16 protein-coding genes are annotated in these 23669 nt (G+C 68.0%); 9 read left to right on the top strand and 7 right to left on the bottom strand.

Features of this window, described 5'->3' with window-relative positions:
* The first annotated feature begins 210 nt into the window (after positions 1-210).
* Positions 211-1581 (top strand): cytochrome P450, encoded by a 1371-nt coding sequence (locus tag AWB92_RS27055; RefSeq protein ID WP_085191158.1) that lies wholly within the window; start codon positions 211-213, stop codon positions 1579-1581.
* Between the two features lie 516 nt (positions 1582-2097).
* Complete coding sequence (locus AWB92_RS27050) at positions 2098-4005, top strand: bifunctional diguanylate cyclase/phosphodiesterase (RefSeq protein WP_085191156.1); 1908 nt, start codon at positions 2098-2100, stop codon at positions 4003-4005.
* 7 nt (positions 4006-4012) lie between these two features.
* On the opposite strand, the gene AWB92_RS27045 is transcribed toward AWB92_RS27050, so the two are convergent.
* Both AWB92_RS27045 and AWB92_RS27040 read right to left on the bottom strand, forming a co-directional pair.
* Positions 4013-4612: a class I SAM-dependent methyltransferase gene (locus tag AWB92_RS27045; RefSeq protein WP_085191154.1), complete on the bottom strand. Its 600-nt coding sequence runs from the start codon at positions 4610-4612 to the stop codon at positions 4013-4015.
* A gap of 221 nt (positions 4613-4833) precedes the next feature.
* Entirely contained in the window at positions 4834-5550 is a 717-nt protein-coding gene (locus AWB92_RS27040; protein WP_085191152.1) for a hypothetical protein, read from the bottom strand.
* Between the two features lie 613 nt (positions 5551-6163).
* On the opposite strand from AWB92_RS27040, the gene AWB92_RS27035 reads away from it, so the two are divergent.
* The 3 genes from AWB92_RS27035 to AWB92_RS27025 are packed head-to-tail and all read left to right on the top strand — an operon-like array spanning position 6164 to position 8024.
* Positions 6164-6592: a DUF6653 family protein gene (locus tag AWB92_RS27035; protein ID WP_173817498.1), complete on the top strand. Its 429-nt coding sequence runs from the start codon at positions 6164-6166 to the stop codon at positions 6590-6592.
* Positions 6593-6601: 9 nt separating this feature from the next.
* Positions 6602-6841 (top strand): hypothetical protein, encoded by a 240-nt coding sequence (locus AWB92_RS27030; protein WP_085191150.1) that lies wholly within the window; start codon positions 6602-6604, stop codon positions 6839-6841.
* A 1-nt stretch (position 6842) separates the two neighbouring features.
* Positions 6843-8024, top strand: a complete 1182-nt coding sequence (locus AWB92_RS27025) for a winged helix DNA-binding domain-containing protein (RefSeq protein ID WP_085191148.1) — start codon at positions 6843-6845, stop codon at positions 8022-8024.
* Positions 8025-8066: 42 nt separating this feature from the next.
* Here the strand turns inward: AWB92_RS27025 and uvrA are convergent, their stop codons facing one another.
* Positions 8067-10970 carry an excinuclease ABC subunit UvrA gene (gene uvrA / locus AWB92_RS27020; protein WP_085191146.1) on the bottom strand — a complete coding sequence of 968 codons (2904 nt, stop codon included), beginning with the start codon at positions 10968-10970 and terminating at the stop codon, positions 8067-8069.
* A gap of 119 nt (positions 10971-11089) precedes the next feature.
* On the opposite strand from uvrA, the gene AWB92_RS27015 reads away from it, so the two are divergent.
* Positions 11090-11776 carry an MBL fold metallo-hydrolase gene (locus AWB92_RS27015; RefSeq protein WP_085191144.1) on the top strand — a complete coding sequence of 229 codons (687 nt, stop codon included), beginning with the start codon at positions 11090-11092 and terminating at the stop codon, positions 11774-11776.
* Positions 11777-11896: 120 nt separating this feature from the next.
* Here AWB92_RS27015 and AWB92_RS27010 read toward each other — a convergent pair whose 3' ends face one another.
* Positions 11897-12337, bottom strand: a complete 441-nt coding sequence (locus AWB92_RS27010) for a universal stress protein (protein WP_068107190.1) — start codon at positions 12335-12337, stop codon at positions 11897-11899.
* A 307-nt stretch (positions 12338-12644) separates the two neighbouring features.
* Between AWB92_RS27010 and AWB92_RS27005 the strand changes: the two genes are divergently transcribed.
* Positions 12645-14228: a hypothetical protein gene (locus tag AWB92_RS27005; protein ID WP_085191142.1), complete on the top strand. Its 1584-nt coding sequence runs from the start codon at positions 12645-12647 to the stop codon at positions 14226-14228.
* 39 nt (positions 14229-14267) lie between these two features.
* Positions 14268-14987, top strand: coding sequence for an MgtC/SapB family protein (locus AWB92_RS27000; protein WP_085191139.1), 720 nt, complete (start codon positions 14268-14270; stop codon positions 14985-14987).
* A 2-nt stretch (positions 14988-14989) separates the two neighbouring features.
* Here the strand turns inward: AWB92_RS27000 and AWB92_RS26995 are convergent, their stop codons facing one another.
* The 3 genes from AWB92_RS26995 to AWB92_RS26985 all read right to left on the bottom strand — a co-directional run bounded on the left by AWB92_RS26995 (position 14990) and on the right by AWB92_RS26985 (position 20800).
* A complete protein-coding gene (locus tag AWB92_RS26995) occupies positions 14990-16390 on the bottom strand; it encodes an MFS transporter (protein WP_085191136.1) in 1401 nt (466 codons plus the stop codon).
* Positions 16387-18555 carry an excinuclease ABC subunit UvrB gene (gene uvrB / locus AWB92_RS26990; protein WP_085191134.1) on the bottom strand — a complete coding sequence of 723 codons (2169 nt, stop codon included), beginning with the start codon at positions 18553-18555 and terminating at the stop codon, positions 16387-16389. Before uvrB ends, AWB92_RS26995 begins: the two co-directional genes overlap by 4 nt.
* 202 nt (positions 18556-18757) lie before the next feature.
* Complete coding sequence (locus AWB92_RS26985) at positions 18758-20800, bottom strand: serine/threonine-protein kinase (RefSeq protein WP_241523602.1); 2043 nt, start codon at positions 20798-20800, stop codon at positions 18758-18760.
* A gap of 176 nt (positions 20801-20976) precedes the next feature.
* On the opposite strand from AWB92_RS26985, the gene AWB92_RS26980 reads away from it, so the two are divergent.
* Positions 20977-23661, top strand: a complete 2685-nt coding sequence (locus AWB92_RS26980; RefSeq protein WP_085191132.1) for an ATP-binding cassette domain-containing protein — start codon at positions 20977-20979, stop codon at positions 23659-23661.
* Positions 23662-23669 lie beyond the last annotated feature (8 nt).

Below are 23669 nucleotides of genomic sequence, written 5' to 3'. Positions count from 1 at the left end.
CCCTCAACCTCTCATGGAGTCCGCGTCATCGATTTCGAGCCGCACTGTCATACATGATTATGAACTCGACCCGTGTTCTCCACCGGCCACACGTGGCCTTTCGATCTTCCGAAAAGATGTTCAAGGACTTGCCCGGTCACCCGGGATCGGTAAGCTTTGCCTGCGCGGTCCTTTGATCGAGATAGGAAACGTTGTCCGCGGGAGGTAGGCGTGGTTCAGACCCTTGCGAGTGACGGACTCAAATCTTTACCGCTGCCGCCGGTGAATCCCATGCCCTATCGGCAGCGTCTTGCGGCGGTGCGGGAATTCAGCACGGGTACCGAACGGCTGCGTGATGCCGGCGGGCGAGTGTCGTTTTTCAGGTTAGGTCCGCGATGGCTGATGCCGCCGATTGTGTTGGCAACATCTCCGGAGGCTATTCGCGACATCCTCAGCACCAAAGATGATTCCGTGGACAAGACGACCCCGGTCTTCGAGCAGGTGCGCCATATCATCGGCGCCAGCCTTACTGATCTTCCCTTCGAGCCGTGGAAGTCACGTCGGCGCACCCTGCAGCCGGTGTTCACCAAGCAGCGTGTGAACGAGTTCGGCGGTCACATGGAGCAGGCAGCACAGTCCGTGAGCCAGGGGTGGCGCGAGGATGCCGTGATCGATTTGGACGCCGAGTGCCGCACGATCACGCTGCGCGCGCTGGGTCGGTCGGTGCTCGGGCTCGACCTGGAACAACGCGCCGACGAGGTTGTTGAGCCGCTGCGGGTGGCGTTGGCCTACGCGGTCAGGCGCGCGACGAGCCCGCTACGCGCCCCTCGCTGGTTGCCCACTCCCGCGCGTCAGCGCGCGCGAGCGGCAAGCACCAAACTTCATGCCCTGACGCGGGAGATTTTGCGCGACTGCCGCGCCGATCCGACACGAGTCGCACCACTGGTCCACGCGCTCATCGCCGCCGAGGATCCAGAGACCGGAAAACGGTTGACTGATGAAGAGATTTGCGACGAACTGGTCATGTTTATGTTCGCCGGCCACGACACCACAACCACGGCGTTGACGTACGCTCTGTGGGCTCTGGGACACCACGCCGACTGCCAGGACCGCGTCGCGGCAGAAGTCGCGGCCCTGCCGGATCGGCCACTGACGTCCGACGACATGCCACGGCTGGGCTATACGGTCCAGGTCATCCGGGAATCGCTTCGCCTGTGCCCCCCGGCGCCCACGGGCACACGTATGGCGTGCCGGGACGTGGAGGTGGGCGGCTTCCGGGTGCCGAAGGGCACCATGCTCGTTGTCGGGAGGATGGCCGTACAACGCGACCCCCAACTCTGGGAGGACCCGCTTCGATTCGATCCCGACCGGTTCAGCCCTGAGAACTTCAAGGCGCTCAACCGTTGGCAATATGTGCCATTTGGCGGCGGACCGCGCTCGTGCATTGGCGACCATTTCGCCATGCTCGAAGTGACCCTCGCCTTGGCGACGCTCATCCGCGGGTTCGAAATCCGCTCTCTCGACGACGAATTTCCACTTGCATTGCACTTCACGATGATTGCCGGTGGTCCGATTCCTGCCCGTGTTCGACCGCGTCGCTAGCGGTATCCGGCGCCAAGGCCTATCGACGGCTTGGGAACAACGACGGGGCGCGGCCACACCTGATCACCGACAAAAACGCTATTGCCTGTGCAGCAACGATTCTGGCCCGAGCACTGCGCAGCCGCGACGGCGGCACACATGCACGGCTGCGGCGCTGCCCTGGACCTGACACGATCTCCGAGCTGCGCCGCCGGAAATCAAGCCCGTCGATGCGAGACAGTGTGTGCCGCCCAAATGTCACGGTCCACCTGGCACAACAGCCGTAGCAGAGCGCTCGGTCGGTAATACGCGTGTGTTGAACAGTTCGGCGCCGGCTGTGATGGCTGTCATCGAGCAGCAGCGTGGAATCAGGTGACCGGGGATGCGGCGACCGTCCCATCGGGGTGATCTGGCCCGGCTGCCTGCGGTAAACCGGGTCGGGCCGCGCATGGATCTGCCAGTGTGATTCCACACAGACGCGTGACGCGGCAAACAAAAACTGCCTCCGCGCACTAGTAACAGCTACGGTAAGGGCAAATGTCGGGCACCTTGGACTACTTGGTCACTGCGGCCGCCGCCGAGTTGATGGCGGCCACCGCGGCTGACTCGGCCGCAATCAGCGAACGAGTGCTCGGCAACCTGGTTCGCGACTTGGGCGTCGATTTCAGCTTCCTGCGACACAACGACCACACCATCCGCGCCACGATCCTCATCGCCGAATTCCCGCCCCGCAATGCCGACCCGGACCCGATTGGCATAGTGCATTTCGCCGACGCCGACTCTATCTTCGCTCGGGCCGAACACCTCAAGGCGCCAGACGTGATGCGGCCCCGACCGGACAATGCCGACTATCAACACAACATTGAGGAGGGCACCGGTGCTCCCACCGTCTCCCTCGCCGCCGTTCCGCTGCTATCCGGCGACGTCACCACCGGCACGCTAGCCTTCGGCAAGCTCGGAGACCGCGAATGGCTACCGGAAGAACTCAACGCCCTGCAAGCCATCGCCGCGCTGTTCGCCCAGCTGCAGGGCCGCACCGTCGCAGAAGAACGACTCCACTATCTCGCCGAACACGATGACCTCACCGGCCTGCTCAACCGCAGGGCGCTGATCGAGTACCTGGACCAGCGGCTGGTCGAGGGGCAGCCCGGCCCGGTCTCGGTGGTGTTCATTGCCTTGGACCGCTTCAAGGTCATCAACGACCACCTGGGTCAAAACGCCGGCGACCGGTTCATCGAGGCCTTCGCCCAACTGATGCGCGAGGCCACGGACATCCCGGCGGCCATCGCCCGTTTCGGCGGTGACGAGTTCGTCGTCGTACCCACGGCACCAATGGACATCGAGGCCGCCGAAGTGTTTGCCCAATCGCTGCACGACCTCGTCCACAAGCAGGTCGTGATCGACGATGAGCTGCTCACCCGTACGGTCAGCATCGGCGTCACGTCGGCTCTACCCGGGCAGGACAGCACCTCGGACGTGCTGCGCCGGGTCGACCAGGCTCTCCGGTCGGCGAAAAGTTCCGGCGGCGACAGGGTCGTCACGTTCAGCCCGGAAATGTTGAGAACGAACATGATCCGCAACGACATCGAACTGCACCTGGAAGGGATGGTCGACAGCCGTACTGGCGCTATGGTGCTCCATTACCTTCCGGAGTTCGACATGCGAACCGGTGAGATCCTCGGCACCGAGGCGCTAATCCGTTGGCAACACCCCACTCTCGGACTGTTGATGCCCGATTCGTTCATCCAGGTGGTCGAATCGATCAACCTGGGCGCCAAGCTCGGCCGTCTCGTAATGCGTGCGGCGTGTGCGCAGTTCGGGCTTTGGCAGTCACGCGACGTCGGGCGCGGTGCGGTGTTGCGCATCAACGTGTCGCCCGTGCAGCTCGTCACCGATGGCATCGTCGACACGGTCGCGACCACACTCAACGAGTTCGGCCTCGACCCGCAGACGGTATGCCTGGAGATCACTGAAAGCGTGGTGGTCCAAGACATCGACGCCACACGCAAGACTCTCTTCAGATTGAAGGAGATCGGGGTACAGATCGCGATCGATGACTTCGGCACCGGCTACAGCGTGCTGACGTATCTGAAATCGCTGCCCGTCGACACACTCAAGATCGACAAGGGGTTTGTCCGCAATCTCGACACCAACGCGGGCGACCTGGCGATCGTGCGCTCCACAATGGCCCTGGCCGATGCCTTCGGACTGAACGCCGTCGCCGAAGGCGTCGAAACCGTGGCCGCGGCCAAGACATTGCTCGGCCTGGGCTGCTACCGGGCGCAAGGTTTTCTGCTCTCCCGCCCGCTGGACAGCGCCGCAATGGAGGCGCTGCTCGCCAAGCGCGTCGTGCCGATGGACTTCTCCGACGGCGCGGCCGCTGCACCGGATAAGGGATCCGCCACCGAGAACGTGGTTGAGATCCGCGGCAAGCAGAACTCTTGATCGGCGCTTACGCGCGCCGCTGAAACAGGTAGTAACGCGACGGGTTCTTCTGGTCAAGCTCTCGTTCGTCGCCCGCGGAGACCAGCGTCCAGCCCGGGGTAAATCGTCGCTCTATTTCGGCATCGTCGATGCCCGGCACACCGATCCTGCGGCCGGGAGGAAACGCGGCGATGTAGAGCCACGCGTCGGGCGCCGCCACAGCAGAGACTTCCCGGACGTAGGCGTCACGATCGGCACCGCTCATGTTGTGGATGCAGGCGTTGTCGACGATCAACTGAAAGCCCGCACCGATTCCGGCCCGACTCAATTGCGTCACGTCGGCGCGCACAAAGTTGACCGAAACATCGGCGGCGCGAGCTTTGGCGCGGGCCTTGTCGAGCGGCTTGGCCACATAGTCGACCGCAGTTACCCGCCAACCGTGCTGGGCGAGGTAAATCGCGCAGTCTCCGGTACCGCATCCGACATCGAGGGCCGATCCCGTGGACAGCCCGGCTTCACCGGATGTTCCTTCGACCAGGTCTCGTAGACCCTGCCCGATCGGATGGCCCTCCCACGGTGTGAAGCCGATGCGGTAGAAAATCCGAAAGCGGGTGTGTCGCGAGGCCATACACGCAATGATCGCATTCGCGGCGAGCAGCCGCTCTCCGACCCGGTAATCGCCACGCCTGACCGCCCTTTCGACGATCTCGAGGTCATTACCGGCAACGGTTCGTCGAATCCTGTGTAGCACCAACGGAAATAGATACGCCGCCCCGTCGCCGTAGTCCCAACGTTGCCGCCAATGAGATCACCGTCGACGAGGACGTTCAGGCTGCGGCTCGATCTCTCCTAAGCCGAAATGCGACCGAGAATTTCGGCGTTGTGGGCGCACATCAGCTTGAATTGTTCGGGTTCGGCGTGCGTCGCGATGGTTCGGCGGTCCCACCACATCACCTTGGTGCGGTAGTCCTCGGTGGGATAGGCGGCCGCCGGTATGCCGGAGGCCACCACGCCGCCGGAGGATGCCCACTGCTCCAACACGTGAGCCGCTGCGGTGGCCATGATGAACTGGACATCCAGCATCGTCATCACCGGCAGTGCGTTACGCGCCAGCACCCGGGACAACACCCGGCTGCTGTAATCCTGGGAATTGGTCCAAGCGCTTTTGACTTCGACAACGCCGAAGGGGATCCGGTTGGCGATCATATGGCTCAGCACGGCACGTCCCGGATTGCCGGCCCACTCGTCGAGCGCGTGGGACTGCTCGGGTGCGCGCAGGGGACCCACGAGGCGGTGACCGCCGACCACCCGGCCGTTTGGATCGACCACGGCGAAGAACAGCGTCGTGTCGGTGCCATCCCGAATCGCGTCGAGATCGAGCACCCACTCCAAGCCGTGACGACGGTAGCTGCGGACCGCGCCGTCCAGGTATTGCTCCCATAGGCCGGGCTCCGCCTGTGGCGTGGCCGCGGAGACCCAGCATCCCGTCGCCAGATCGCGCCAGCCTGTCCCGCCTTCCAACCACGGGCCGTGAATCGCCTGACCAGTGAGCTGAGCCGCTTCCATTGGTATCCCTTCGCTTGTTAACCATGACGGCCCGACTATTTCGTCGGCGCGCTTCGAATTATTTCGTAAAATGTGCGCACGATAAATAACCGACAGTATTTATTCTGTTGAGATCGTTTGTCGTGGCCAAACCGTTAGCGTTACCGATGAGTAATCGGCAACGAGCCGAAAGTTTGCGGTCGCTGATGCAGTATGGCCCCCTGTTAGTGGAAGCGGTAGTCACTCCGCCGGCCCCGTCCGGGTCGGCCCTGGCATTGCCCGCCGACCCGGGTCGGTCCGCAGGCTGTCATGACCTTCACTTACCGCAGCCAGGGCCGTTCCCACTCAGATGATTCAACCGGACCGCCCTGGCGGCTCTACCTGTGGATTCCCTGTGCCGCGGCCGCCGGAGCGGCGCAGGTTTGCTGGCGCCGCCCGAGGTAATGGAGCGCGATTTCCGACAACTTTCTTGCGTTTCCGGCGATTTCACGCGCACAGGCACGACGGCGACGAAGAAGCAAAATTCCACAGGCAAAGCGATTTTGCGGGCTGATGTTTGGCAACTGATCGCTTTTAGTCAGGCCGCAGCGGGTGGCTCTTCGCGAACCCCGGCCATGAGGGCAGACTCGACGTCGTGACCAGCAAGCCAACCCTGGCGCGCGTCCGGCGAGCCGTATTCGCGCGCCACTGCAACCCGTGGAGCGCCTGGACTCGCTGGGCGACCACGCCGCTGACCCTTGTGCCCGTCTGGACTCGGCGATGGAGACACGCGGCGTGGGTCGCGGTGTGGTTCGCCGTCAACCCGGTCGTCTTCGGCAAGCCGGCGCACGAACGGGCCTGGTCGACGCGGGCGATGCTGGGCGAGGAACTGTGGATCAGCCGTCGGCCCCGGGACGCCGCGATGCTCGTCAGCGCCCTGACGTCCGCGTCCGCGGTGGGCGCCGTCGCCGCCGCCCGCCGCCATCGACTGGGACCGACCGCGATCGCCACCGCGGTGCAGATGGCCCTGACGCTGGTGTACTGGCAGCAGATGGTGCGCTATCTGGGCCGCGAGGCGCAGTAGCGTGGCGGCATGCCCGACGAAACGACATTCCCCGAATCCGACCCCGGGTACGACAGCGCCGGTGTGCCGACTTTCGAAGGAGTCCGCGAGAAAATCGAGAACCGGTACGCGACAGCAGAGGGCGCGGCGGAACTCGACGCGGACACGGCCGAGGGCCGCTCGGTAGAGGAACAATACGAAGACCGCCGGCGCGCCGCCGCCGAGCGGCTGGCGCAGATCCGGGAGTCGATGCACCCCGACGAGCATTGAGGTGCGTGCGTTCACGGTCAACGAGCGGCGTAACCGCTTGGCGCGCAGGCATTTTCTGGCGACGGGCGACACATTGCCGATCACCCGGGCGATCGGCGGGCTGCTCGGCCTGCACGCGAGCGATCCTGCCACGCCCTACCTGTCGCTGTGGGCGCGGTTGCCGGGCTTCGCGACCGCCGATCTCGAGGAGCAGCTGTACCGGGAGCGCTCTGCGGTCAGGCATTTGGCGATGCGCCGCACGCTGTGGCTGGTGCGCAGCGATGACCTGACGACGATTCAGTCGGCCGCCAGCGACCGGGTCGCCGACAACGAGCGTCGGCGGCTGGCCGCCGACGTGCGCAAGGCCGGTGTGGCCGCCGACGGCGACCGCTGGCTCGACCTGGCCCGTGCCGCGGTGGTGCGCCACCTCGCCGCCAACGGGCCCGCCAGCAGCACCGAATTGCGGGCGGCGCTCCCCGAGCTGGCCGGGACGTACAACCCGGCCCCCGGAAAGCGTTGGGGCGGCGACGTTCCGCTCGGCCCCCGGGTGCTGACCGTGCTGTCGGCGCGCGGCGAGATCGTGCGCGGGCCAAACGACGGCGCCTGGACCACGTCGCGGCCGCGTTGGGCCACCACGGCGCACTGGCTCGGCGAGCTGGGCGAGCCGCCACCGGACCGTGAGGCCCGGGCGGAGCTGACCCGGCGCTGGCTGGCAACCTTCGGGCCGGCGACCGTCGCCGACGTCAAGTGGTGGTTCGGCACCACGCTCACCGCGGCGCGCCAGGCCGTGGCCGACGTCGGCGCGGTGGAGGTCGAGCTGCACGGCAGCGGTGCCGGCTGGGCCCTGCCCGACGACCTCGACCCCGAACCCGACGCGCCGCCGTGGTGCGCGCTGCTGCCGGGCCTGGACGTCACGACAATGGGCTGGTTTCAGCGCGATTGGTACCTCGGCGAGCACCGGGCCCAAGTTTTCGACACCAACGGCAACGCCGGCCCGACGGCCTGGTGGAACGGGCGCGTGGTGGGCGGCTGGTATCAGGACGAGGGCGCCCGCGTCCGGCTGCAGCTCCTCGAGGACCCCGGCCGCGACGGGCGGCGTGCCCTACAGCGCCGCGCCGACGAACTGACCTCGTGGCTGGACGGCGTGCGGATCAGCCCGCGTTTCCCGTCGCCGCTGTCCAAGGCGGGTGCCCGGGCGCGCTGATCGAGCCGCGAAACGGCAACCGGCGCAACGAAACCCGGCCGGTCAGGCGGTGACCTTGCGCCGCCCGTTCGACCGCCGCGCGGGTGCGGGGCTGCCCACGACGTCGGCCAGGAACTTGCCCGTGTAGCTTTCCGGCACAGCCGCGATGTCCTCCGGGGTCCCTTCGGCGACAACGGTTCCGCCCTCGGCGCCGCCCTCGGGCCCCATGTCGACGATCCAGTCCGACGTCTTGATGACGTCCAGGTTGTGTTCGATGACGATGACCGTATTGCCCTTGTCCACAAGGCCGTTGATGACGCTCAACAGTTTGCGGATGTCGTCGAAATGCAGCCCGGTGGTGGGCTCGTCGAGGATGTAGATGGTCCGACCGGTCGAACGCTTCTGCAATTCCGCGGCCAGCTTGACGCGCTGCGCCTCACCGCCGGACAGCGTCGGCGCGGGCTGGCCGAGCCGGACGTAGCCCAGCCCGACGTCGACGAGCGTGCGCAGATACCGGTGGATGCCGCTGATCGGCTCGAAGAACTCCGCCGCCTCCTCGATCGACATGTCGAGCACCTCGGAGATGGTCTTGCCCTTGTAGTGCACTTCCAGCGTTTCCCGGTTGTACCGGGCGCCGTGGCAGACCTCGCACGGCACGTACACGTCGGGCAGGAAGTTCATCTCGATCTTGATGGTGCCGTCGCCAGTGCACGCCTCGCAGCGACCGCCCTTGACGTTGAACGAGAATCGGCCGGGCTGATAGCCGCGGACCTTCGCCTCGGTGGTGGCCGCGAACAGGGTGCGGATCTTGTCGAACACCCCGGTGTAGGTCGCCGGGTTGGACCGTGGCGTGCGACCGATCGGCGACTGGTCGACGCGCACCAGCTTGTCCAGGTGGTCCAGCCCGGTCACCCGGGTGTGACGGCCCGGGACCTGCCGGGCGCCGTTGAGCCGGTTCGCCAGCACCGCAGCCAGGATGTCGTTGACCAGTGTCGACTTGCCCGAGCCCGACACCCCCGTCACCGCGGTCAACACGCCGAGCGGGAAGGACACGTCGATGCCGCGCAGGTTGTGCTCCCGCGCGCCGACGACGGTGAGCTTGCGCTTGTGGTTGACGGGCCGCCGGATGGCGGGGATCTCGATCCGCTCCTTGCCGGACAGGTAGGCGCCGGTGATCGAGTCCTTGTTCGCGAGTAGCTCGGCATAGGTTCCGCTGTGCACGATCTGGCCGCCGTGCTCGCCGGCCCTCGGGCCGATGTCGACGATCCAGTCGGCGTGCGCGATGGTGTCCTCGTCGTGTTCGACGACGATCAGCGTGTTACCCAAATCCCTTAGGCGGGTGAGGGTTTCGATGAGCCGGCGGTTGTCGCGCTGGTGCAGGCCGATGGACGGCTCGTCGAGCACGTAGAGCACGCCCACCAGACCGGACCCGATCTGGGTCGCCAACCGGATGCGTTGCGCCTCACCGCCGGACAGCGTGGCCGCGGCGCGCGACAGCGACAGATAGTCCAGCCCGACGTCGAGCAAAAACCCCAGCCGCGACTGGATTTCCTTGAGCACCTGTCCGGCGATCGCCTGTTCGCGCGCCCCGAGGGTGAGCGCGTTCAGGAAGTCCGAGCAATCCGAGATCGACAGCTCGGACACCTCGGCGATGGACTTCTTGCCGTGCCGGCCGGCTGCGAGCGTGACGGCCAGGATCTCCGGCTTGAGCCGGGTGCCCTCGCACACCGGGCAGGGCACGTCGCGCATGAAGCCCTCGTAGCGCTCCTTCATCTGCTCGGATTCCGTCTGCGCCATCTTGCGCTGCAGGAACGCCAGCACGCCCTCGAAATCGGCGTAGTAGGACCGGGTGCGCCCGTACCGGTTGCGGTACCGCACGTGCACCTGGTGGTCGGACCCCTCGAGGATGGCCTTGCGGGCCTTGGCCGGAAGCCTGCGCCATGGCGTGTCGACGTCGAATCCCAGCTCCTCGCCGAGCCCGGCCATCATCCGGGTGAAGTACTCCGCGGTGTGGCCCGTCGACCAGGGCGCCACCGCGCCCTCGGCCAGGGTGCGTTCGGGGTCGGGCACCACCAGGTCGGGGTCGACCTCCTTGCGGATGCCCAGGCCGGTGCACTCGGGGCAGGCGCCGTAGGGCGAGTTGAACGAGAACGACCGCGGCTCCAGGTCGTCGACCGCCAGCGCGTGCCCGTTGGGGCAGGCCAGCTTCTCGGAGAACCGCTGCTCGCGGTTGTGCGCGTCGTGCTCGTGGTCGACGAACTCGAGCACCACGATGCCGTCGGCCAGGTTCAGCGCGGTTTCCACCGAGTCGGTCAGCCGCTGCTTGGCGCTGGCCTTGACGGTCAGGCGGTCGACCACCACCTCGATGTCGTGCTTTTCCTGCTTCTTCAGCTTCGGCGGATCCGTCAGCGAATGCACCACGCCGTCGACCCGCACCCGGCTGTAGCCCTGCGCGTTGAGCTTCTCGAACAGGTCGGCGAACTCGCCCTTGCGGGTGCGCACCACGGGCGCGAGCACCTGGAACCGGGTGCCCTCCGGCATCACCAGCACCTGGTCGACGATTTGCTGGGGCGTCTGCCGGGCGATGCGCTCGCCGCAGACCGGGCAGTGCGGTGTGCCCGCGCGGGCGTAGAGCAGGCGCAGGTAGTCGTAGACCTCGGTGATGGTTCCGACGGTCGACCGCGGGTTGCGGTTGGTGGACTTCTGGTCGATCGACACCGCCGGGGACAGGCCCTCGATGAAGTCGACGTCCGGCTTGTCCATCTGGCCCAGGAACTGGCGGGCGTACGCCGACAGCGACTCGACGTAGCGGCGTTGCCCCTCGGCGAAGATGGTGTCGAACGCCAGCGACGACTTGCCCGATCCGGACAGCCCGGTGAACACGATCAACGAGTCGCGCGGCAGGTCGAGGTCAACGCCGCGCAGGTTGTGCTCGCGGGCGCCTTTGACGATCAGGCGGTCAGCCACGCTGCCTTCTTTCAGGAACTATCAACGAATCTTTGATGCTGTAGCCGTTGATGCGCACGGCGCATTCCATGCTATGTGCCCATACCGACAAGCGATCGATGACCAGTAACGTGGCCGCTATGACCGTCTCGGTTGAGCCAAGCGACAACTACACCGGACACGTCGACCCTGGTACCGCGGGGCGCCGGACCCTACCCGGCGCCACGATTCTAAAGGCGTCGGTCGGCCCAATGGACAACAACGCGTATCTGGTCACGTGTTCCGCGACCGGGGAAACCCTGCTGATCGACGCGGCCAACGACGCCGACGTGCTGATCGACCTGATCCGCCGCTACGCGCCGAAGTTGTCGCTGATCGTCACCAGCCACCAGCACTTCGATCACTGGCAGGCGCTCGAGGCCGTCGCGAAGGCCACCGGCGCCCCGACCGCCGCGAACGAGATCGACGCCGAGCCGCTGCCGATAAAGCCCGACCGTTTGCTGGCCGGCGGCGACACCGTCCGGATCGGCGAGCTCAGTTTCGACGTCATCCACCTGCGCGGCCACACCCCCGGCTCGGTCGCGCTGGCCCTCGATGGGCCCGCGACCGGCGGGGTCACGCAATTGTTCACCGGGGACTGCCTTTTCCCCGGCGGTGTCGGCAAGACCTGGCAGCCCGGAGATTTCGCCCAGCTGCTCGACGACGTCACGACGAGGGTGTTCGACGTCTACGACGACTCCACCGTCATCTACCCCGGCCACGGGGACGACACCGTGTTGGGCGCCGAGCGCCCCCACCTGGCCGAATGGCGCGAGCGCGGTTGGTGAGCCTTCCGGCCGTGAGTGTGTGCTGACGGACTTTCGGTGTGCGCTGACGGCGGGGTTTCGGCCATTTTTCCGCCCTGGGCTCACACTCAAAGCCCTGAATACACACCCAAACCCGCGCCGCTACGTGGTGTGCACGATCAGCACGTCGACCTTGGCCCGGCGCGAGACGTTGGCCGGCACCGATCCCAGCAGGCGTCCCGCGATCGTGCTCAGGCCGACGTTGCCAACGACCAGCAGGTCGGCTTTTTCGTCCTCGGCGAGCTTGACCAACGCGTCGACGGGGGCACCGACGATCGACCGGTCTTCCACGTTCTTGGCGCCCGCGTTGTGCGCCCGCTCCTTGGCGTCCTGGAGGATCGCGTAAATCGGCGCGGTCCCGGACACCTTGTAGCTCTCGTCCCGCAGTGCGTCGGCGGCCCGGGTGTCCTCGTGTTGGGGCAGGTACGCCGACGCGATGATCAGCTTTGCGTCGTCCCCCGCGATCTGCGCCGCCCGGTCCACCGCGCGAAACGACGAATCCGAGCCGTCGGTCCCGACCACCACGGTTCGATAGGCACTCATTTACCCTCCCAGTTTCGGTTGGTCAGCCAACCCAAGACAGTATCGCGTTTGCCGGACGGAAAGGAGAAAGAGTTCCGACCGAGCGTGGCGTGGCGCTACAGGCATTTACCGTGGCCGCGCGGCACCGGCGGCCTATTTGCCCAGCGGTTAACGGGCCGGTTGAGCAGGGCTAACGCCGAAAGCCTTGCACGACCCGGCTTTTGGTGAACCGCGGGCTCCCGTCGTAAGTGTGAGCAAGTACCCTACCCTCCCCCACCAGGCTCGTCGCGAGCCAGTTCACTTCGTGCCCCTTACAGTGACAAGCATCATGGCCATGTCCACCGCTGAGCAGTGCGCCTCCGACGCCCCGGACGTCGCTGACGAGGCGGTGCCGGCACGCCCGCGCGGCAGGTTGCTCGATCCGTGGGCGATCGCCGTGTTCGCGGCCGTCGTCAGCGCCGCCTGGGCCTGCAGGCCGTCGTTGTGGTTCGACGAGGGAGCCACCATCTCGGCCTCGGCGAGCAGGACTTTGCCCGAGCTGTGGAAGCTGCTGGGCCACATCGACGCCGTTCACGGGCTGTATTACCTGCTCATGCACGGTTGGTTCGCGATATTTCCGCCGACGGAGTTCTGGTCGCGGGCGCCGAGCGCGCTTGCGGTAGGGGCCGCAGCCGCGGGCGTCACGGTGTTCACCAGGCTGTTCGTCCCCGGGCGCGCCACGGCGCTGTGCGCGGGTGCGGTCTTCGCCATTCTGCCGCGCACCACCTGGGCGGGAATGGAAGCGCGCTCGTATGCCTTCGCGGCCGCCGCGGCCATCTGGCTGACCGTGTTGCTCGTCGCCGCCGTTAGGCGCAACCGGCCGAGGTTGTGGGTGGGCTACGCGCTGGCGTTGATGCTGTCGATCCTGCTCAGCCTCAATTTGGTCCTGTTGGTGCTGGTGTACGCGGTCATGGTGCCGCTGCTGGCGCCGAAGGAATCCCGCAGGTCGCGGGTTATCCAGTGGGGGGCCAGCTCGGCCGTCGCCGTCGGCGCCATGACGCCGTTCCTCGTCTTCGCCCACGGCCAGGTGTACCAGGTCAACTGGATCTTTCCCGTCAGCTGGCACTACGCCTTCGACATCAGCCTGCGGCAGTACTTCGACCACAGCGTCCCGTTCGCGATCCTCACGGCGGTGCTCCTCGTCGCGGCGATCGTGGCGTGGCGGAGGGGCGCGCGCGGTCCGGGCGGCGACCTGCGCGTGCTTCTCGTCATCTGCGCGGCGTGGATCGTGCTGCCCACCGCGCTCGTTGTCATCTACTCGGCCGTCATCGAACCGATCTACTTTCCCCGCTACCTGATCCTCACCACGCCCGCGGTGGCCGTCGTCATGGCCGTCTGCATCGTCACTCTGGCCCGCAAACCGTTGCTCGTCGCGGCCGTGGTCCTGGCGTTTGCTGCCGCCGCGGTGCCGAATTACCTGTTCATCCAGCGCTGGCCGTACGCCAAGGAGGGCTGGGACTACAGCCAGGTGGCCGACCTGATCAGCTCCCACGCGACGCCCGGGGATTGCCTGATGGTGGACAACACCGTCCCCTGGCGTCCCGGGCCGATCCGGGCCCTGCTGGCCACCCGGCCGGCGGCATTCCGCTCGCTGATCGACGTGGAACGCGGCGCCTACGGGCCGAAGGTCGGCTGGCTGTGGGACGGTCACGTCGCCGTGTGGCTGACGACGGCCAAGATCAACAAGTGCCCGGCCATCTGGACCATCACCAACAGGGACGGCTCGCTGCCGGATCACCAAGCCGGACAGTCGCTGCCGTCGGGAGCCGCCTTCGGCCGCTCCCCGGCGTTCCGCTTCCCGAGCTACCTCGGGTTCCGCATCGTCGAGCGTTGGCAGTTCCATTACTCGCAGGTCGTGAAGTCGACGCGGTGACGGGCGCGTAGAAGCGCCGTTCGTGGGTAGTTGACGGAAATGCAGATTCTGCTGGCCAACCCGCTGCTCGGCGGTGACGTGCAGGGCGCACGCCATGTCGTCGAGCTGTTGGCCGCCTTCGGCCTGACCGCGCTCATCGGCCTGGAGCGCACGGTTCAGGGCAAGAGCGCGGGGCTGCGGACCCAGACCATCGTCGGCACGTCGTCGGCGTTGATCATGCTGGTCAGCAAATTCGGCTTCTTCGACATCGTGCGCGAAGGGACCGTCGCGCTCGACCCGTCCCGCGTCGCGGCCCAAATCGTCTCGGGCGTCGGCTTTTTGGGCGCCGGAATCATCATCACGCGACGCGGCGCGGTGCACGGACTCACGACGGCGGCGGCGGTGTGGGAGTCGGCCGCGATCGGCATGGCGGTGGGCGCCGGGCTGTTGCTGCTGGCCATCGCGGTCGTGGCGCTGCACTTCGTCAGCGCGCTCGCGTTCAGCGCCGTCGAGCGCCAGCTCACCGCCCGGCTGCGCGGGACTCGCCGGCTGACCATCATCTACGAAAACGGCCGGGGCGTGCTGCGGGAGCTGCTGCGGATCTGCGGGCAGCGGGAGTGGCAGCTCACCGAGCTCGACGCCGACGCCCACGACATCGATGACGGCGAGGTCAGGGTGACGATGACTCTGTCGGGCGCCAAGATGGGCAGCGCCTCCGAGGTTCTCGCCGAGGTCGATGGGGTGGTTGCCATCCTCCGCGGCGGCGAAGAACCCGACTGAGCTCAGCGACTGCCGCGGACCGCGCGGTACGACGCCACGACACCGGCCCCCGTCAACGCGGTGAACACGGCGAACAGCCAGCGGGCCGCCGTCGCGTCGCCGCCGCCCTGGGTCGTGTTGACGACGACGCCGGCCACCCCGGCCCCGAATGCCCCCGAGATGAGCTGCACGGTGTTGATCGCCGCGGCCGCCGCGACGCCTTCGGCCGGGTCGTCGACGGAATCCATTGCGCGCACCGACAAGTGGGGCCAGGCCATGCCGATCCCGATCCCCGCGACCAGCAACCCCAGCGTCCAGGCCGCGACGGTCCCGGCCGTCGCGTTGTCGCGCTGGGTGAGCGCACCCAGCGCCAGCCCCGACGCCACCACCACCGGCGCCGCCGCGATCACCCGCCCGATCGCCCGCGGGCTCTCCAGCGACGCGCTGACGATCTCGGAGACCGTCCAGCCGACCGCCAGCGCCGCGCCCAGGAATCCGGCCGCCAGCGGCGACAGGTGGGCCAACCGCTGACCGAACAGCGGCACGTAGGTGTCCACCATGGCCCCGATCATCAGTAGGCCCATCGCCAGGTAGATCCACTTCAGGGGCCCGGGCCCAAACACGCTGGGCGGCAACACCGCCGCGTGCATCCGCCAGTCGACGACCGCGAACAGCCCGACGAGCACGACGGCGGCGGCGAGCAGTCCGGCGGTCGCGGCGAGGTTGTCCGGGATCTGGGCGACGCTGACCGCCAGGGCCGCCGCGCCGATCAGCACCAGCGACCACACCGGCACCCGCAGCCGCGGTGTCTCATCGCTCGCGCCGGCGCGGCCGGCCGGCAGCGCGATCGGCACCAACGCGGCCATCAGCGCCGTCAGACCGGCCATCGCGACGAATGCCCACCGCCACAACCCGAATTGGGCGAACAGGCCGCCCGTCGCGGGACCGACGACCGTCGCGACCCCCCACATCGCCGACACCAGCGCCGAGGCCCGGGTCCACAGCGAGCGGGGCAGCGCCGCGTTGATGACGGCATAGCCCAGCCCGGCCAGCAGGCCGCCGGCCACGCCCTGCAGGGCGCGCGCCGCGATCAGGACCTCCATGTTGGGGGCCGCCCCGCATGCCACGCTCGAGACGCCAAACACGCCCAGCCCCAACAGGAACGACGAGCGGGCGCCGATGCGCATCAGCATCGGATTGACCATGGTCGCGGCGACCACCGACCCCACCAGGTACAGGGTGGTCACCCACGCGTAGAGGCGGCTGCCGCCGATCTCGGCGACCGTGTTCGGCAGCAGGCTGATGGTCAGGAACTCGTTGGTGGCGTACAGCGCGACGCCACCCGCCAGCACGACCGAGGTGCCCAGGTACTTGGCGCCCAGCAGCTCGCGCCAGCTGCCGGTGACGGCGTCGGTTTGCGTCACTTCAGGCCGGCGGCGTCCATCCCGCGCAGTTCCTTCTTGAGGTCGGCGATTTCGTCGCGGAACCGGGCCGCCAGCTCGAACTGCAAATCGCGGGCGGCGGCCATCATCTGCGCGGTGAGGTCCTTGATCAGGTCGGCCAGTTCGGCGCGTGGCATGTTCGACGTGTCGCGGCCCTCGAAGACACCGGCGCTGACCGCGCGACCCGGCTCTCCCTGGGCGCGCCGGCCGCGTGACATGCTGCGGCCGGAGCCGATTTCGACGGTTTCGCTGTCGTCGGCTTCGGCGTAGACCCGGTCGAGGATGTCGGCGATCTTCTTGCGCAGCGGCTGCGGGTCGATGCCGTGGGCCTCGTTGTAGGCGATCTGCTTCGCGCGTCGCCGTTCGGTCTCGTCGATGGCCTCTTTCATCGAGTCGGTCATGGTGTCGGCGTACAGGTGCACCTCGCCGGACACGTTGCGGGCGGCGCGGCCGATGGTCTGAATCAGGCTGCGCGTCGAGCGCAGGAAGCCTTCCTTGTCGGCGTCGAGGATCGCCACCAGCGACACCTCCGGCAGGTCGAGGCCCTCGCGCAGCAGGTTGATGCCGACCAGCACGTCGTAGTCGCCGAGGCGGAGCTGGCGCAGCAGCTCCACCCGGCGCAGCGTGTCGACCTCGGAGTGCAGGTAGCGCACCCGGATGCCCATCTCGAGCAGGTAGTCGGTGAGGTCCTCGGCCATCTTCTTGGTCAGCGTCGTGACCAACACCCGCTCGTCGGCGGCGGCGCGCTTGCGGATCTCTCCGATCAGGTCGTCGATCTGCCCCTTGGTCGGCTTGACCAGCACCTTGGGGTCCACCAGGCCGGTGGGGCGGATCACCTGCTCGACGAACTCGCCGCCGGTCTGGCTGAGCTCGTAGGGCCCCGGCGTGGCCGACAAGTACACCGTCTGCCCGATCCGGTCGGCGAACTCCTCCCAGGTCAGCGGCCGGTTGTCGCACGCCGACGGCAGCCGGAACCCGTACTCCACCAGGTTGCGCTTGCGCGACATGTCGCCCTCGTACATCCCGCCGATCTGCGGCACGGTGACGTGCGACTCGTCGATGACCAGCAGGAAGTCTTCCGGGAAGTAGTCCAGCAGCGTGGCCGGCGGCGAGCCCGGTCCCCGGCCGTCGATGTGCCGCGAGTAGTTCTCGATGCCCGAGCAGAACCCGACCTGGCGCATCATCTCGATGTCGTAGTTGGTGCGCATCCGCAGCCGCTGGGCCTCCAGCAGCTTGCCCTGCCGCTCGAACTCGGCGAGCCGCTCGGCGAGCTCCTCCTCGATGGTGGAGATCGCGTGGGCCATCCGCTCCGGCCCGGCCACGTAGTGGGTGGCGGGGAAGATCCGCAGTGAGTCGACCTGGCGAACCACCTCGCCGGTCAGCGGGTGCAGGTAGTACAGCGCCTCGATCTCGTCGCCGAAGAACTCGATGCGGACCGCAAGCTCCTCGTAGGACGGGATGATCTCCACGGTGTCGCCGCGGACCCGGAACGAGCCGCGGGTGAAGGACAGGTCGTTGCGGGTGTACTGGACGTCGACGAGCAGCCGCAGCAGGCCGTCGCGGGGCACCTCGGTGCCGACCTGCAGCTCGACGGAGCGGTCCAGGTAGGACTGCGGCGTGCCCAGGCCGTAGATGCACGACACCGACGCGACCACCACCACGTCGCGCCGCGACAGCAGCGCCGACGTCGCGGAGTGGCGCAGCCGCTCCACGTCGTCGTTGATGGAGCTGTCCTTCTCGATGTAGGTGTCGGTCTGCGCGATGTACGCCTCCGGCTGGTAGTAGTCGTAGTACGACACGAAGTACTCGACGGCGTTGTGCGGCAACATCTCTCGCAGCTCGTTGGCCAGCTGGGCGGCCAGCGTCTTGTTGGGCGCCATCACCAGCGTGGGGCGCTGCAGCCGTTCGATGAGCCAGGCGGTGGTGGCCGATTTTCCGGTGCCGGTGGCGCCGAGCAGGACGACGTCGCGCTCCCCCGCCCGGATCCGGCGCTCCAGCTCCTCGATGGCCGCGGGCTGGTCGCCGGCCGGTGCGTGCGGGCTGACCACCTCGAAGCGACCACCGGCGCGCACCAGCCCCTCGATATCCTCCGCGGCCGGCCGGTATTCCGAGTGCGCGACGATTGGGTGTTCAGTGGCAAAGGCCATGGCACCAGGGTAGAGGCGGGTACCGACAAGTGTCCCGTCGCTACAGAGAACCACCACTCGATCCAAAACTTGATAGCGCATGCGCTAGCGCGTTCCAAAGTCACCTATCGGTGCGCTGACTAGATCACCCCGCGAGCGCGCGCAGAATGCCACGCAGCGCGGCGTGTCGGCGTACAGACACGGCCGCTCGCGGCCGAAACCCCTACGCCCCCGGACGCGTCCAGGTGCGGGTGACCGGGTCGCACTCCAGCAGGTAACCGTCGCTGGACGTGGACATCGCGAACACCGAGGTGTTCGGGCGGTTGCAGGAGCTGCCGGTGGTGTGCACCCCCATCGTGATCGGCGCCTTGGCCCACGTGTTGCCCTCGCAGACGACCTGCTCGCTGTTGGTCGGGTCGTAGGCGAGCTTGTCTGCGTCGCTGCACGACCCGCCCAGGACCGGCGCCCCCGGGTGCGGCGGCGTGGTCGAGGCGCTGATCACCTGGGCGGGATCGGCCACCGGCACGGACGGCGGGGCGTCGCCGACGCGGGTGGCCAGCACCGGCACCCGCACCACCGCTCCCTGCGCGCCGCACTCGTCGGACAGGGCGGTTTGCGTGACCGTGCCGCGCAGCGTGCCGTCGGATTGCGGCGCCAACGACCCGGCGACGCTTTCCTGTTGGGTCGCGCTGGCCTGTCCGTTCGGCTCGGTGCAGCCGGCCCGCTCCTGCTGGAACCCGCCCTGCCAATAGCCACCAATGAACCGCAGCGAGTAGGTGTGACCGCCGTCGACGGTGCTGGCCACCTGGTGGTTGGTGTCGTCGAGCTGGGTTCCGGTCGCCGCGCACCCGTTGGCGGTGCACACGGAGCGGAACGCCCACCAGCTGGCGGCCGGGCCGTCGTGGCGGATCGGGATGCCGTTGGTGGTCTGCTTGCTGCGGTCGTAGGTCAGCTTGTAGGTGCCGTTGAGCACCGGCCCCCCGGGCCGCGCGGGTGCCGCGCTCGGCGCCGGCACGGAGGGGCGGGACGCGAGCGCGGGCACATTCGGCGTCGGGCTCTCCGGCTGAAAGGAGTACAGCGTCGACCAGGTTGCCGCGATGGCGATCAGCACCGCGCACAGCAACGCGGTCGCCCACCGGGCCCGGGACGAGAACCGGTGATACAACCGTCGCCGCGGCGGTGCGTCACCCGCCTGGTCGCCGGCCCGCTCCTCGGAAACCCGCTCGTCGACGGCGGCGGCGAACACGCGGCACCGCTCGAAGCGGTCCTCGGAGCGCTTGGCCAGGGCCGTGAGGAACACGTCGTCGAGGTAGGCCAAGTCGGGGCGGTAGTCGCTGAGCCGCGGCGGATCCTCGTGCAGGTGCTGGCTGATCACCGCGACCGGGTTGGAGTGCTGGAACGGCGGCGCACCGGTGAGCAGATGAAATGCCGTGGCCGCCAACGCATACTGGTCCGCGCGGCCGTCGATGTTGGACCCGGTCAGCTGTTCCGGGGCGGCGTAAGCCACCGTCCCCACCGCGACGTTGGTCTCGGTGATGCCGCTGATGTTGGCGAGGTGGCGCGCTACCCCGAAGTCCGCCAACAGGATTCGGCGTTCCCCCTCCTCGGGATGAGTGAGCAGGATGTTGGCGGGTTTGACGTCGCGGTGCAGCAGCCCGCGGTCGTGCGCATAATCCAGCGCCCCCGCGACCGCCTGCAGGATCGCGCACACCTCGTCGATGGGCATCCCGTCGGGGTAGCGCTCCTTGACCAGCCGGGCCGCGTCGGTGCCCTCGACGTAGTCCATGGAAATCCAGAGCTGACCGTCGAATTCGCCGCGGTCGTGGACGCCGACGATGTGCGGGTGCCAGAGCGTCGCCGCCAGGTCGGCCTCGCGGTTGAACCGCTCGCGGAACTCGGGGTCGGCGGTGACCGCCTCGGCGAGCACCTTGATCACGTCGCGCCGCGGCAGCCGGGGATGCAGCGCCAGGTAGACCTCGGCCATGCCGCCGGCGCCGAGCTGCCGCAGGATCGTGTAGCCGGCGAACGCTGCACCGCTGCTCAGCGCGAGGCGCGATGCGCTGGCCTCGGGGCGGGACTCCACGGCCGGGGGCTCGGCGTTCGGGGTCGAGATGACGGGCGGAATGCGGCGAAACAGGTGCGCGACGGTTGCCGAGGGACCCGAATTGAAGCCCGCGCGCAGGGCCTCACGCGCCAGGCGCGGGTTGCTCAGCAGCCGTCTGCCGGCGTCGATCCGCCGGGTCGTGCCCTTGTGTTCGTCCGTCAATCGCTGCCCCCTCGTTGCTGTGCTTGCACTCCCCTCACGTCCGAATGATGCCGGATCTCGGTGGGCGATTGGTCTCAGGAAGCTATGAGCACCCTATGAGTGGCCGAATCGAAATAAAGCCAAATCACAGGCGAGTCCCATGGAGAGCACTCAAACCGCGGACCGATACTTGAGTAGTGAATCGACCCGCCCCGCCTGTCCTGACAATCCGGCACGACGGGTCCCAACGCTCGTTCGCGGCCGGCCACGAGGTCGTCGTCGGGCGTGACGCGAACGCGGACTTGCGGATTCCGGATCCCCGGATCTCCCGCGCGCACCTGATCGTGCGGTTCGACCAGGGCCGCTGGCTGGCGATCGACAACGGCTCGCTGAACGGCACCTATGTCAACGGCTACCGGATGCCGGTCATCGACATCCACGACGGCCAGAGCATCAACGTCGGCAACCCGCAGGGACCGCGGCTCACATTCGCGGTCGGACCGCAGCAGGGCCACGCCAGCGGACCGCCCCCACGCAGGCTGACGCGGGACTCCGGGCCGCCCACGGTGGCCTGGTCCGCGCTGCCGGAGCGGACGAACCCCACGGCGCCGCCCGTCCCCCGTCGGGGCCAGACCGGCAGCCAGCCCAGGCAGACCGCGCCGCCGCGGCCGATGCCGCCCCAGGGCCCGCCCCGGCAGCCACCCAGGCCACCAAGGACACCAACGCCACCGAGGCCACCGCAGCCGCGGCAGGCGCCGCCGCCCAGGCCACCCGACAGGACACCACCCGACCAGGTGACCACCGTCAACGCCGAGCCGGCGCTCCGGCCGGACGCGCCGCCGCCCGCCGAGTCCACAGTTGTCGACGCCAGGACGGCCGACGTCTCCAACCTCGCGACGAGGTTTGTGAAGTTGCTGTCGCCGCGCCTGTCGGCGGCCGCGGGCACGGCCGGCGCCAAGACGATCGGTCGCGCGGCCGAGAGCGACATCGTCGTCTACGACGTCCTCGCCTCGCGTCATCACGCCACGCTGCTGCACACCCCGCTAGGGACCGAAATCCGCGACAACAGCATCAACGGCACCTTCGTCAACGGCACCCGGGTCGGGTCGGCGATCCTGACCGACGGCGACGTCGTCACCATCGGCAACGTCGACCTGGTGTTCCGGGACGGCACCCTGGTCGAGGGCGGCGCCGCCGCGGCGCGTACCGGCGGCCTCGAGGTGCGCAACGTCAAATACGTCGTCGACAGCGGCAAGCAACTGCTCGACGACATCTCGCTGACCGCCCGCCCGGGCACGTTGACCGCCGTGATCGGGGGGTCGGGCGCCGGCAAGAGCACGCTGGCCCGGCTGATCGCCGGCTACACCAGCCCCACCTCGGGTTCGGTGACCTTCGAGGGCCACGACATCCACGCCGAATACGCGTCGCTGCGCAGCAGGATCGGCATGGTCCCCCAGGACGACGTGGTGCATCGGCAGCTGACGGTCAACCAGGCCCTGGGCTACGCGGCCGAACTGCGGCTGCCGCCCGACACCAGCAAGGCCGACCGCGCCAAAGTGGTCGCCCAGGTGCTCGAGGAGCTCGACCTCACCAAGCACGCCGACACCCGCGTCGACAAGCTGTCGGGCGGTCAGCGCAAACGGGCCTCGGTCGCGCTGGAACTCCTGACCGGGCCGTCGCTACTGATCCTCGACGAGCCGACGTCGGGCCTCGACCCGGCGCTGGACCACCAGGTCATGACGATGCTGCGCCAGCTGGCCGACGCCGGTCGCGTGGTGATCGTGGTGACGCACATGCTGTCGTACCTGGACATCTGCGACCAGCTGCTGCTGGTGGCCCCGGGCGGCAAGACGGCCTACTTCGGCCCGCCCGACCAGATCGGCGACGCAATGGGCACCACCAACTGGGCCAAGATCTTCACCAAGGTGGGCGCCGACCCCGAGGAGGCCAACCGGCGGTTCCAGGAGCGGGCCGAGGCCCAGCGGCGGCCCCAGAAACTGCTGCCCGCCCGGACCGACGAGCCCGGCGACCTGGGCGAGCCGGTGCACACCAGCGTGCGGCGCCAGATTTCCACGGTCGCGCGCCGGCAGGTGCGGCTGGTCGTCGCCGACCGCGCCTATTTTGTCTTCCTGGCGCTGTTGCCGTTCATCCTGGGATCGCTGTCGCTGACGGTGCCGGGCAACCACGGATTCCAGGTGCCGGGCCCGAACGCCGGGACACCCGACGAAGCCGCGCAGATCCTCGCCCTGCTGCTGCCGGCCGCGGCGTTCATGGGCACCGCGCTGACGATCCGCGACCTGGTCGGCGAGCGCGCCATCTTCCAGCGCGAGCAAGCGGTCGGGCTGTCGACCACGGCCTATCTGCTCGCGAAGACGGCGGTGTTCTGCGGGTTCGCGATCCTGCAGTCGGCAATCGTCACCGCGATCGTGGTGATCGGCAAGAGCGCCCCGACCCGCGGCGCCGTTCTGCTCGGCCACTCGACCGCCGGCGCAACCGTCGAGCTGTTCCTGACCGTGGCGGGCACGTGCGTCGCCTCGGCCATCCTCGGGCTGGCCATCTCGTCGCTGGTGCGCTCCAGTGAGCAGATCATGCCGCTGTTCGTGGTCACGGTGATGGCGCAGCTCGTACTGTGCGGCGGCATGGTCCCGGTGACCGGCCGGCTCGGCCTCGACCAGCTGTCGTTCGCGATGCCCGCGCGCTGGGGCTACGCCGCGGCGGCCTCGACGGTCGATCTGCGGCACCTGGTGCCCGACACGCTGCTCTCCCAGGACCGGTTCTGGGAGCACACCTCGAAGGTCTGGCTGATCGACATGGGCATGCTGGCCGCGCTGTCGGTGATCTACGGCGGCTTCGTGCGGTGGAAGATTCGACTGAAGCGTTAGTCCGTCGC

The sequence above is a fragment of the Mycobacterium sp. IEC1808 genome (assembly GCF_002101935.1).
Taxonomy (GTDB): Bacteria; Actinomycetota; Actinomycetes; order Mycobacteriales; family Mycobacteriaceae; genus Mycobacterium.
Note: the sequence above shows the minus strand (reverse complement) of the source record. Positions and strands in the feature narration are given on the sequence as shown.